Source organism: Nonomuraea sp. NPDC003709 (genome assembly GCF_040610775.1).
Classification (GTDB): Bacteria; Actinomycetota; Actinomycetes; order Streptosporangiales; family Streptosporangiaceae; genus Nonomuraea; species Nonomuraea angiospora_A.
Map to the genome: position 1 here is coordinate 334,188 of NZ_JBEXMW010000012.1, position 11,625 is coordinate 345,812.

The window sequence follows — 11,625 nt, forward strand, 5'->3', positions numbered from 1 at the left end:
GGGCCGGGGCCTAGTCTTCGCCGTAGCGGGCGGGCAGGACCTGGGCGGCGATGTCGAAGATCCGGTCGATCTCGCCGTCGGTCAGGGCCCGCTCCCGCTTGGTGATCCACTTGCGTGCGCGGTCGCCCTGGTAGACGTCCACGCCGCGGATGGTCATGATCTTCCACGGCACCGGCGGGCCGTAGATGGCGAGCGAGGGCACGACCGAGACCTCGCGGCCGAACGACTCGGTGATCAGCTCGCTGGCCTGCGACGCCTCCCACTTCGCCTCGGTGAGGCGGGCCTTCTTGTCGAAGGGGCCGTGGAAGAGCTTCTTGCCCATCTGCACCCGCACCGGGAGCCGCTTGTCCCACTTTTCGGAGTCGACCGCGTACACGCCGGTCGGGCCCACCACGAGATGGTCGATCTGGGCCTCGCTGTTGGGGATCGCCCTGGCGTGGAGCGTGCGATAGCCGCTGCGTTCGAGCTTGCGCAGCTGCGCCTCGGTGCGGCGCTCCGCCACGGATGTGCGCCGCCAGGCGGGCACGGACGAATGGGATCGCGAGCGATAGACCGCCTCGGCGACGGCCGCGATCACACCCGCGGTCACGCCCAGCCGCCAGTCGCTCACGAGGAAGCCCACCACCACCGCGACGCCGATCCCCACCAGCGCGCGGTTGCGCAGGCGGTGGAACTGCGGTTGTTGCAGCAGGCTACGCACGGACGCGCGCTCGACGGGCGCGTACGTGGAGGTGGGCGCCGAAGGCTTCGCGGCAGCGGTCTGCTCGCTCTCTGGCCGGTCGTTCACCCAGATTGGTGACGCATTGTGACCGTCTTCACGCTGGATGTCGGAGTCCACGTAACTCACCGTAGCTCGGAGATCGGAACGATTCCTAGTGTTGCCCTGTCCATAGTTTTATGGCCCAGCTCATCGTGTTCCACGCATGTTTTCGGGGTATGTTCTACGTTCTTCTCTAGAGATGTCGTCTCAAAAAAGATCTTACCTGGTGGACACTCCCAGGTGGGGTCTGGCCCGCTGCTCACATCGGGATTACGTTCAAGGTGTGCACAGCGCAGGCGAGATTCTGCTCTTTCTCATCGGGGTGTCGTTCGGGCTGTTCATCGTGATCAGCCTGCTGGTCCTGCTGCCGGGGCGCAGCACGCAGCGCCGGGTGGAGTCCGGCCCGGTGTGGCTGGGCGGCCCGTCCAGGAGCGAGCGTGGCGTGAGCACCTCGGACCTGGTGCTGGCCGACCGGGTGGCGCACTGGGCGGACGTCCCGGAGCGCGACTGGGTGGCCGCCGCCGAGACGGCCGAGCCCGGCGGACACCTCGGCGGGGCTTCTGCGGGATGGTGATGTGACGATGCGAGGACTGACGGCCGCACAGGCCGACGACGTCAGGCGCGCCCTGCACACCGCCGAGCGGCGCAGCGGGCTGCGGTTCGGGGTGTTCCTGGGGGATCCGGTGGGCTCGCGCCGCCACTTCGCCGAACGCCTGCACGCGGCCCTGGGCGAGGAGGCCGGCGACGCCGTGGTGCTCCTCGTCGATCTGAAGGGCCGCGCGCTGGAGATCGTGACGGGCGAGAACGCCCGCAGGCGACTGACGGACGGCTCCTGCCGGCTCACGGCGATGTCGATGGCGACCGCGTTCAGCGTGGGCGATCTGGTGGGCGGCCTCCTCTACGGCATCGGCGCCCTGGGGGAGCAGGCCACCGCCCGCCGCTAGAGGCGTTGGAGCAGGTCGACGATGTGCTCGCTGACCCCGCTCAGCAGCGTCGCGGGCTCGATGGGCGCGGTCGCGACGGCCGAGAACAGCGAGGGCAGCCCGGGCAGCGGGAACCCGTCGTCCTGCATGGCCGCGGCCCCGACGGGGTTCTTGTCGAGGGCGGCGCGGCTGCGCTCCCACGCGTCGAGCACCTCCTCGGGCGACGGCACCCCGAACCCGTGCCCCACCGGGGCTGCGTGCCGCAGCCGGACGAGGGGGGTGTCGGCGAAGGTGAGCGCCGTGCGGGCCCGGACATGCAGGTCGGCGCGTGGCTCGGGCGCGATCCAGTCCATGGCCGTGCAGGGGTTGCGGCAGGTGGCGACGCAGACGGCGAGCGCCCCGGCGACCTGGCTGTGCTGCCGGTCGAAGTACGCGCGCCAGCCCTCGCCCGGCTCCAGGGACACCCGCAGCGTCCGGTTGGTGGCGGACTGCTCGGACTTGGTGTGGTCGCACTCCCGGTCGCCGATCACGCCGAAACGGCTGCCCGGCGCGCTCAGCCCCTCGGGCCAGCGGGCCGGGTCGCCGGCGTGGCCGAGCTGGGGCTCGAAGGCCAGCAGCGGCAGGTATTCGCTGGCGATGTGGACCGCGGCGATCATCGGGCTCAGCTCGCGCCGGTGCCACCGTGCGGCGATCACCTCGAGCAGCAGGCCGTACGCGGGCCGCAGCGACTCCAGCGCCCCACGCGGCTGCTCGCGCGGCGTCTGCGGCATGTGACAGGCCCGGGCGCGCCGCCGCAGGTCGGCCGGGACGCCCTTCGCCTCGGCCGCGAAGTCCTCGGCGTCGAGCGAGAGCAACCGGTGACCGAACTCGCAGACCTCGGCGATCTCCGCGGCCGGCGCGAGCGCGCCGAGATCGGCGAAGGCATAGCGGCGGGCCAGGGCGACGAGCAGGTCACGAGTCGAGTCCACCCGACGACTCTCTCACGATCGGCGAGCGGCTGAGGACACGCAAAAGACCGTCATCCCGGGCAAGGGGAGCGGATGCACTGGATCTCGCCGGAAGAGTGGCTGATCGTGGGATCGGCGGTCGGGGGCTCCTCCGGACCGGCCGTGGTCGGCTCCGCCGTGGGCTCGGGCTCCGAGGTGGTCGGCGAGGGGGTGGGCGTCACGGTCGGGGTGGCGGAGACCGAGGCGCTGGGGCTCGGCACGTGCGTCACGCTGCCGGTCGCCGTCGGCTTGGGGGTCGGCGCGCGCCTGGCCGGAGGCGTGGACGGCCTCCTGGTGCTCGGCGTGGGCGGGGTGGCGGTGACCGAGGTGGCGTCCACGGTGGGCGACACCTCGTCGACGGTGGTCGCCGGGCCGGCCGGGCGCAGCCAGACGGACCCCGCCACCACCCCCGAGACGACCACCGCGACGGCCGCGGTCAGCACCGCCCGCAGTGTGCGGTGGCGGCGCGGCACGAGCGGCCGGTCGAGCGGCCGGTCTGGGGCGTCCATCGCCTTGCGCGCGGCCTCCGCCAGCACGGCGGCCGACGGCCAGCGCCGGTCGGGCGTCTTCTCCAGCGCCCGCGCCACCACCTGGCGCGGCCCGGGAGGCACGTCGTGAGGCAGCTGCGGGATGGGGGCGTTGAGGTGCTTGAAGATGATCTGTACGGGTGTGTCGCCTTGGAACGGGAGCTCTCCCGTCAGGCACTCGTACGCCACCACGCCCAGGGCGTAGACGTCGACCGAGGGCGTCACGTCGCTGGCCGTGGCCAGCTCGGGGGCGCAGTAGCCGGCCGAGCAGAGCATCGTTCCCGTGGCCGTCAGATGGCCGGCCGAGGCCGAGTGGGCGATGCCGAAGTCGGTGAGCACCACGCCGCCGTCGGTCCTGATCATGAGGTTGGCGGGCTTGACGTCGCGGTGGACGATGCCCTGCGCGTGCGCGGCGGCCAGCGCGTCGCCGACCTCCGCGATCAGCCGCATGGTGGCCTCGGCGCCGAGCGGGCCGCGCCGCAGGACGCGGTCGAGCGACTCGCCGCGCACATATTCCATCACCAGGAAGCTGACCTGGCGGCCCTCGACCTCGCAGATGCCGTAGTCGTAGACGTCGACCACGCCGGGGTGCCGGAGCGTGGCCATGGCGCGGGCCTCGTTCTGGAAGCGCTGGATGAACGCCGGGCTTTCCGACAACGCGGGCATGAGCACCTTGACCGCCACCGCGCGCCCGAGAACCGTGTCGTCGGCACGCCACACCTCGCCCATGCCACCGCCGCCGAGGCGGTCGGCGAGCACGTAGCGATCATTGAGAGTGGTCCCGGCCCCTAGCACGCTACCGAGGCTAACATCGTGTCCGGCGTGCTTTTGGCAAGTCGGTGAACACTTCCGCGAGGCGTGTCCAGTGCTCCTTCGCGCAGGTGACGGGCGGGTGATCGAGGCTGGCGGGCAGTGTCACCTCCCGGCCGCCCGCCAGGTCGCGCCCGGTCCAGACGTCGATCCAGTCGCCGTCCGGAAGGTAGACCGAAATTTCTGAAATGCCGGGTTCGGTCACGGGGGCCACGAGGAGCGCGTCCCCGAGCTTGTACTGCAGAGGGTGGCGCCAGACCCGCGGGTCGCGCGGGTGGTCGAAGAACAGGCCGCGCATGAGCGGCGCGCCGCCGCCGACCGCCGTACGGGCCTGCTCCACCAGGTACGGCACCAGCCGCTCGCGCAGCTCGGCCAGCCGCCGGAACACCGGGATCACCCGCTCGTCCCCGGTCCGGGCGGCGACGTTCCACGGCGTGCGATCCCTTAGGGGCGCGCGGTGGTGGTTGAACTCCGAGTGGTACTGCATGATCGGCATGAACGCCGCCGCCCCCGCCGCCCGCAAATACAGCTCCGCCTCCGGCACCTCGCCGGAGAAGCCGGCCAGGTCCCAGCCCCAGTAGACGATCCCGCAGGCGGAGGCCGTGATCCCGGCCCTGATCGAGGACCTGAACGCCTCCCACGTGGAGTCCTCGTCCCCGGCCCAGAACGCGCCGTGCGGCTGCGACCCGGCGAACCCGGCCCGGCTGAACGTCACCGGCGCCTTGCCGCACGACCGCAGCAGGTCGCCGAAGGCACGCGCGTAGTGGACGGGGAACAGCCCGTTGCCCGCCGCGCCGTCGCGCCCGTCGGCGTAGCGCAGGTCGTGGCCCCAGGCGTGCTCGCCGCCGTCCGTCTTGAAGCCGTCGACGCCCACCTCCTCGACCAGGTAGCGGCGCTTGGCCGTCCACCAGTCGCGTACCTCCTGGGAGGACAGGTCGGGCATGAGCGCGAGCGGGAACCACCAGCCCCGGTTGCGGTAGGGGCGGCCGTCGGGCTCGCGCACGCCGTACCCGCGCTCGACGAGCTGCCCGGCGTCCACGGCGGCCTGGTGCCGCGGGTGGGGGCGCGTCTTCTGCAGCGGGATCTGCCAGAGCAGCACCTTGATGTCCCTGCGGTGCAGCTCGTCCACCATGCCCTTGGGGTCGGGCCAGGGCCCGTCGGGCGGGAAGGTGTAGTCGGCCAGGCGGTGCGGCTCCTGGGAGGGCTCGTACTCGGCCCCCCTGAACGCCGTGAACGTGCTCTCGTCGCTCCACGCCTCGATGACCAGCGCGCCGACGGGGATGCCGTGCTCGCGGTGGCGGTCCATCTCGGCCAGCACCCGCTCCTGCGTGTTCCACTCGTTGCCGCTGGCCCACAGCCGGAACACCCACGGCGGCAGCTCCGTGGGCCGCCCGACGTCGTCGAGGAAGCCGCGCAGGACGTCGGCGGGCGCGGCGCCGTCGTGGAAGCGCACGCCCAGCTCGCCGTCCCGGCCCACCTCGGCCTCCACCCGCACCCGGCCGGGCGTCGAGGCTCCCACGTCGTACCAGGTGCGCCGCGAGGTCCGCACGTGCCAGCCCCAGCTCGCGGGCCCGCCCACGACCATCGCGAACGGCATCGGCAGGTAGGTGCGGCCGTGCCGCCCCTGCGCCTTGTACTGCTCGAAGACGACCGCGTCGAGCTCGCGTCCGCGCTGGTCCACGGAGTCGAACCGCTCGCCGAACCCCACGACGTGCTCCTCCGGCCCCAGCTCCAGCTCGAAGCGCACCCGCAGCGGCCCGTCACCGTCCGACAGCCACCGCACGCTCCCCGGGACGATCCGGTCGGCGCCGGTGACGTCGAGCTTCCCGCCGTCGTCCGACCAGCTCGCCGCCGACACCTCGAACCACCTGCCGGTACGGGTCCCGCCGCCGGCGGCCGTGGCGCGGAAGCGGTAGGCGTAGCGGTGCCCGGCCCGCAGCGCGGGCGTCCGCACGGCCCACGACCCGGCGGCGGCCCGCGTGGCCCTGGTCTGGGCGGCGGCGAGATGGCCGCCGTCCACGCCCGCGCCGGCCCGCGTACCGCCGTCGCTCCTGGTCAGAGGGAGCTCGATCGGCGGCGCGCCGTCGGCGGCCCACTCGCACACCACGCCGGTCACGTTCGCCGAGGCCCGCACCCGCAGCTCCACCGGCTCCCCGTCCACGGGTCTGGCCGGGACGCGCTGGTCCTCGGTCTCGGCGTACGGGTGCCCGGAGCCGTGCGGCCGATGCCGGATCATGCGTGTACTCCCAGTTCGTCGGCGAGGATCAGGTACATGCCGTGCGACCACAGCAGCGGCGTGGCCACGGGCCCCCAGCGGTCGAGCCACTCCTGCCGCCGCCCGGGCGCCAGCAGCAGGTCGGACACCTGCTCGGGCAGGTCACCGCCGGGGGTGGCCTGGGCGGCCATCCAGTCCAGGTAACGCCGGGCCTCGGCGGGGCGTCCCGCCCGGGCGTGGTTCCAGCCGAGGAAACCGGCCAGCAGCACCCACCGGCCCCCGCCGTAGAAGGTGTCGGCGAGGTAGCGGTACACCCCGCCGTCCCTGGCGAGCACGCGCTCCACCTCGGCGACCGTGGCCGCCCCGACGGGGTGCGTGGCCGGGTAGAGGCCGAACGGCTCCACGCACGCGAGCAGGCTCGCGTCCACGGCGTCGCCGCCGAGCCACTTCCGCAGCCGCGGCGGGCCGGACCCGTCCCGGGTGAGGCCGTCCCGCTCCACCGGCGCCGCGACGGACCCGTCCTGGATGAGGCCGTCGCGTTCCACCAGCGCCGCGATGCCCTCGACCGCCTCGGCGGCCGACGCCTCCTCCGCCGCGCTCAGCACGCCGAGCGCGGCGGCGGCCCGCAGGCCCGCGTGGATCGCGCCGAGCGTGGCCACGTGCCGCTGCTCGACGTGCTCCTCCCACCAGTCGTAGCAGGGCAGGTGCCAGAACGCCGTCAGGTACCGGACGGTCGCCCTGACCCCCTTCTCGACCCCGGGGACCGCCCTGCCGTGCCGCGCGGCGTGCTCGCGCAGCGCCCAGAGCCACGTCCCGTACCCGTCGAGCTGGAAGTCCCACCAGTCGTCGGCCCCGTCCACCCCGTCGAGGGTGAAGCGGGTCGGCAACATCTCCGCGACCGGTACGGCCTCGCCCCGGGCGGCCCGCGAGACCAGCGCGTCCACCTGGCCCGCCCGGTCGCCGACCGTGCGGGCGCACCAGGCGTGGAAGGCGTCCGCCCCGGCCACGTCGCCGTGCCTGCTCACCCCCTCGGCGATGAAGGCCCCGTCCCGCAGCCACGAGTAGCCGCGGTAGGCGGAGAAGGTGGGCGAGGCCGGATAGGCCCCGGTGGGGGACTGCAACCTCTTGATCACGTCGAGGCTGTGCGCGACGAGGGACAACGAGAACTCTCCTAATGATCAGCCGAGCAGGGCGTTCACGTCGGCGGCGGCGGCCTTGAGCGCGTCCGCCACCGGCTTGCGCCCGGCCGCGGCCTCGCCGAGCTGCTTGGTCACCGCGTCCTGCATCTCCTGCTGCCGCTTGATGACCGGCGGCAGCGCGATGGACTTGAGCGAGTCGAACACGGCCTGCCGGTTGGCCGGCTTCGGGTCCTTGAGGTAGCCGGCGAGCACCTGCTGGTCGGCGACCGGCGGCAGCTCCCAGGAGGACTCGACGCGCGTGGTGGCCGCGGTGTCCGACGAGGACAGGAAGCGGGCCCACGCCCACGCCTCCTTGGCGTGCTTCGTGGTGGCGGAGGCGGCGACCGCGTTGTGGAAGACCGCGCTGGCCTTGGCGGCGTCACCGGGCTCGACGACCACGTCCCACGCGAACGGCACGTCCTTCAGCCCCGCGAACTGCCAGATGCCGTTGTGCCACATGGCGAGCTTGCCGGACTTGAAGAGGTTCGTGTCGTAGTCGGCGGTGCCGCCGATCTCCGCCTCGGTCGGCATGGTCTTCCCCACCTTGGAGACCAGCCACTGCGCCGCCTTGACGCCCTGCGGGCTGTCGAAGGCCGCCTTCTTCCCGTCGGCCGACAGGAACTCGCCGCCCGCCTGCTTGAGCGTCTTGTAGAACTCGAAGAACTGCACCGGCTGGAAGTCGCCGTACACGCCCTTCTTCCGGTCCGTCAGCTTCGCGGCCGCGGCCTGCTCGTCGGCCCACGTCCAGTCCGCCGTCGGTGGGGCGACCCCGGCCTTCTCGAACAGGTCCTTGTTGTAGAAGAGCACGACCGTCGAGAACGACGCGGGCAGGGCGTACTGCTTGCCGTCGCGCTTGAACGCGTTGAGCGACTCCTGGGCGTAGACCGAGGTGTCGCCGTCGCCCGCCACGCCGCCGAGGTCGAGCAGGGAGCCGGCACTGGCGTAGGTGACGAAGTTCTCGTAGTTGAGCTCGAAGGTGTCCGGCGCGGTGCCGCCCGCGATGCTGGTCTGGAGCTTGGTGAAGTACTGGTCGAAGGGCGCGGTCTCGACGACCACGTCCACCTTCGGGTTCTCCTTCTCGAAGGCCTTCTCGATCTTGTCCAGGTCTTTGACGTGGTCGGGGGCCGCCGAGAAGGTGAAGTACCGCAGGGTCACCCTGCCGTCCGCGCCGGTCGTGGCCTTCGTGGCCGAGCCCTGGGAGCAGGCGGAGGCGAGCAGCGCCGTGGCCGCCGCGACGATGAGGAAATATCTGGACATGGGGGGATTCCTTTACTTGAGCCCGCTCTGCGCGACGCTGGCGATGACGTGCTTCTGCGCGAAGACGTAGAGGATGAGGATCGGTACGACGCTGACCACCGAGCCCGCCATGACCACGTCCCATTCGGTGGTGAACTGGCCGTGCAGCGTGGCCAGGCCCAGGGGGAGGGTCATGAACTCGGGCGACTTGATGATGATCAGCGGCCAGAGGTAGCTGTTCCAGCTGGCCATGAAGCCGAAGATCGCGAACGTGGCCAGTGCCGGGCGGATCAGCGGCAGCACCACGTACAGAAAGATCCTGAAATGTCCGGCGCCGTCCAGCACCGCCGCCTCGTCGAACTCCCGCGGCACCTGATTGACCGCCTGCCGCAGCAGGAACACCCCGAACGCCGAGGCGATCGTCGGCGCGAGCAGCGCGAAATACGTGTCGACCAGGTTGAACGTGCGCATCTCGATGAACAGCGGCACGACCAGCACCGGCAGCGGCATCATCAGCGTCGCGAGATAGACCGCGAACAGCGCGCCCCTGCCCGGGAACGGCAGCCGGGCGAACGCGTAGGCCGCCATCGCGCTCGTGACGAGCTGCAGCGCGGTGGAGGCGGCGCCGATCCAGGCGCTGTTGAGCACGATGCGCCAGAACGGCAACGTCTCCAGCAGCTTGCCGTACGCGTCGAGGCTCGCGCCCCCGGGCGTGAAGTCGGGCGGCACGGCCAGCACCGCGTCACCGGGCGTGACGGAGGTGATCACCGCCCACGCGAACGGGAACAACATCGCCAGCGCACCCAGCCCGACCAGCAGGTAGCGTGCTATCTGGCCGAGCTCCGCTCGGCGGACTCGGATGGATGTCCTCGCTTCGCTGCGGATCCATCCTCGGCTACCCATAGGTCACCCACCGCTTCTGGCCTCGGATCTGCACGACGGTCACCAGCAGCACCACGGCGAACAGCAGCCAGGACAGCGCCGAGGCCGCACCCGCCCTGCCGTACCTGAAGGTCAGGTCGTAGATCTGCGACACCACCACCTGCGTCGCGCCCCCGGGACCGCCGCCGGTCATGATCTTGACCTGGTCGAAGACCTGGAAGCCGTTGATCAGTGAGATCACGACCACGAAGAACGTCGAGGGCGACAGCAGCGGCAGCGTGATGTGCCGGAACCTGCGCCAGGCCGACGCGCCGTCCACCATGGCGGCCTCCTGGTACTCGCGGGGGATCGCCTGCAGTCCGGCCAGCAGGATGATCATCACGAAGCCCAGGTCCTTCCAGGCCGAGGCCAGGATGATCGACGGCATCGCCCAGTCCGGGTCGGTCCACCAGCCGGGGCCGCTGATCCCGAGCAGGCCGAGCGCCCAGTTCACGACGCCGCTGGCGGGGTTGAGCAGCCACTTCCACATCAGCGCGACGACCACCCAGCTCGTGATCACCGGCAGGAAGTAGATGCCGCGCAGCAGGCTCCGGCCCCGCATCGCCCGGTTCAGCAGCACGGCCAGGCCCAGCCCGCCGACGTAGACGAGCGGCAGATAGCCGGCGATGAAGGAGAGCGTGTGCAGGAAGGCCGCCCGGGTCTCGGGGTCGCCGATCAGCTCGGCGTAGTTGTCCAGGCCGACCCAGCGCATGTCGGTGATGAGGTCCCACTCGTGCAGGCTCGTCCATAACGAGCCCAGCATCGGGATGAGCGTGTAGAGGGTCAGGGGGACGAGGCTGGGGAGCAGGAACACGGCGACGGTGACCCCGTACCGCCAGCCCTTCCTGGGCGGGCCCTGGATGGGGGTCACGGCGTCGCCCCGATCAGGCGGGCCCGCACCAGGCGGCCCTGCTCGCCCGCCGCCCCCGCCGCGTCGAACGGGGTGGCCAGCACCAGGGCCGCCGCGCCCTGGGCCCAGCTCGTGTCGTCCCAGCTCTCCACCTCGACGGAGATGTCGCGCCGGCCCGGGTAGAGCTGCGCCCTGAGTGCCGTGTCGAAGCTCGCCCGCCAGAGCGGCCAGTCGGCCGTCCCCTCGCCGAGCACCACCACGACCTCGGGATCGACGACGTTGATGAGCCCGGCGGTGGCCCGCCCCAGGATGGCCCCGGCCTCGGCGAACACCTCCCGCGCCGCCGCGTCGCCCCCGGCGGCGGCCCGGCCGAGCGCCGGCAGATCGAGATGGACGTTCTTGGCCCGGGCCGCGGCGAGCAGTCCGGCGGCGCCGACGTACGCCTCCAGGCAGCCCCGGGCCCCGCAGCCGCACACCGGCCCGCCGGGGTCCACCGGCAGGTGGCCGAACTCGCCCGCGCCGCCGCGCGCCCCCCGGTACACCCGCCCGTCCGCCACGATCGCCGCGCCCACGCCGCGCCCGATCGTCACCACGAGGAAGTCCCGGTGCGTACGCCCCCGCCCGTACAGCCGCTCGGCCGCCGCCAGCGCGTTCACGTCGTTCTCCACGAGCACCGGCAGTTCGAGCCGGCGCCGCAGCCAGCCGCCCACCGCCATGGCCCGCCACCCGAGCGTGGGGGCGTTCACCGTCCCGGCCGCCTGGTCGTCCACGCTGCCCGGCACCCCGACCCCGATCCCGAGCAGCGGCGGCGTCCGCTCATCGGCCGAGCTCTCCGCCACCACGGACGAGATCGCCCCCGCCAGCGAGTCGAGCGCGTCGGGCGCGGACGGGTCGAAGGGCCGCTCCCACGAGCCGAGCACCTCCCCGTCGAGCCGCACGTCGACGAGCACCAGGTGCTCGGCCGTCACCTTGACACCCAGCGCCCGCCCCGCGCTCCCGACCAGCCCCAGCCGCACGGCGGGCCGCCCGCCGCGCGACGGCGTCAGATCGAGCTCCTCGAGCATCCCGTGCCCCATGAGCTCCCGCGTGAGCTGCGTGACGGTGGCCGGGCTGAGGTCGAGCCGGCGCGCGATCTCGCTGCGGCTGAGCGGCCCGACCGTGCCCAGCAGGGCGAGGATCGCCGTCCGGGTGAGGTCTCCGCGATCGGTGCTTACCATGC

11 protein-coding genes are annotated in these 11,625 nt (G+C 72.4%); 2 read left to right on the forward strand and 9 right to left on the reverse strand.

The window, feature by feature from the left end:
- Positions 1 to 10 precede the first annotated feature (10 nt).
- Positions 11 to 787 carry a nuclease-related domain-containing protein gene (locus ABZX61_RS33985; RefSeq protein ID WP_355200192.1) on the reverse strand — a complete coding sequence of 259 codons (777 nt, stop codon included), beginning with the start codon at positions 785 to 787 and terminating at the stop codon, positions 11 to 13.
- A 256-nt stretch (positions 788 to 1,043) separates the two neighbouring features.
- On the opposite strand from ABZX61_RS33985, the gene ABZX61_RS33990 reads away from it, so the two are divergent.
- Positions 1,044 to 1,334: a hypothetical protein gene (locus ABZX61_RS33990; RefSeq protein WP_355200193.1), complete on the forward strand. Its 291-nt coding sequence runs from the start codon at positions 1,044 to 1,046 to the stop codon at positions 1,332 to 1,334.
- A 7-nt stretch (positions 1,335 to 1,341) separates the two neighbouring features.
- Entirely contained in the window at positions 1,342 to 1,704 is a 363-nt protein-coding gene (locus ABZX61_RS33995) for a DUF5130 family protein (RefSeq protein ID WP_350731525.1), read from the forward strand.
- Here the strand turns inward: ABZX61_RS33995 and ABZX61_RS34000 are convergent.
- From ABZX61_RS34000 to ABZX61_RS34035, 8 genes are all read right to left on the reverse strand, one after another.
- Positions 1,701 to 2,651, reverse strand: coding sequence for a hypothetical protein (locus tag ABZX61_RS34000; protein ID WP_355200194.1), 951 nt, complete (start codon positions 2,649 to 2,651; stop codon positions 1,701 to 1,703). The two genes, ABZX61_RS33995 and ABZX61_RS34000, sit on opposite strands and share 4 nt — an antisense overlap.
- Before the next feature lie 50 nt (positions 2,652 to 2,701).
- Positions 2,702 to 3,991: a protein kinase gene (locus ABZX61_RS34005; RefSeq protein ID WP_355200195.1), complete on the reverse strand. Its 1,290-nt coding sequence runs from the start codon at positions 3,989 to 3,991 to the stop codon at positions 2,702 to 2,704.
- A 10-nt stretch (positions 3,992 to 4,001) separates the two neighbouring features.
- Entirely contained in the window at positions 4,002 to 6,242 is a 2,241-nt protein-coding gene (locus ABZX61_RS34010) for a TIM-barrel domain-containing protein (protein WP_355200196.1), read from the reverse strand.
- Positions 6,239 to 7,381 carry a glycoside hydrolase family 15 protein gene (locus ABZX61_RS34015; protein ID WP_355200197.1) on the reverse strand — a complete coding sequence of 381 codons (1,143 nt, stop codon included), beginning with the start codon at positions 7,379 to 7,381 and terminating at the stop codon, positions 6,239 to 6,241. Before ABZX61_RS34015 ends, ABZX61_RS34010 begins: the two co-directional genes overlap by 4 nt.
- Positions 7,382 to 7,399: 18 nt before the next feature.
- Entirely contained in the window at positions 7,400 to 8,656 is a 1,257-nt protein-coding gene (locus ABZX61_RS34020; protein WP_355200198.1) for a sugar ABC transporter substrate-binding protein, read from the reverse strand.
- 12 nt (positions 8,657 to 8,668) lie between these two features.
- Entirely contained in the window at positions 8,669 to 9,427 is a 759-nt protein-coding gene (locus ABZX61_RS34025) for a carbohydrate ABC transporter permease (protein WP_355200199.1), read from the reverse strand.
- 103 nt (positions 9,428 to 9,530) lie between these two features.
- Positions 9,531 to 10,427, reverse strand: coding sequence for a sugar ABC transporter permease (locus tag ABZX61_RS34030; protein WP_355200200.1), 897 nt, complete (start codon positions 10,425 to 10,427; stop codon positions 9,531 to 9,533).
- Positions 10,424 to 11,623: an ROK family transcriptional regulator gene (locus tag ABZX61_RS34035; RefSeq protein ID WP_355200201.1), complete on the reverse strand. Its 1,200-nt coding sequence runs from the start codon at positions 11,621 to 11,623 to the stop codon at positions 10,424 to 10,426. Before ABZX61_RS34035 ends, ABZX61_RS34030 begins: the two co-directional genes overlap by 4 nt.
- Positions 11,624 to 11,625: the final 2 nt, after the last annotated feature.

Coding starts and splice junctions, on each gene's coding strand:
- ABZX61_RS33995 (WP_350731525.1), top strand. CDS start 1,342: ATGCGAGGACTGACGGCCGCACAGGCCGACGACGTCAGGCGCGCCCTG.
- ABZX61_RS34010 (WP_355200196.1), bottom strand. CDS start 6,242: ATGATCCGGCATCGGCCGCACGGCTCCGGGCACCCGTACGCCGAGACC.
- ABZX61_RS34020 (WP_355200198.1), bottom strand. CDS start 8,656: ATGTCCAGATATTTCCTCATCGTCGCGGCGGCCACGGCGCTGCTCGCC.
- ABZX61_RS34025 (WP_355200199.1), bottom strand. CDS start 9,427: ATGTTGTTCCCGTTCGCGTGGGCGGTGATCACCTCCGTCACGCCCGGT.
- ABZX61_RS34035 (WP_355200201.1), bottom strand. CDS start 11,623: ATGGTAAGCACCGATCGCGGAGACCTCACCCGGACGGCGATCCTCGCC.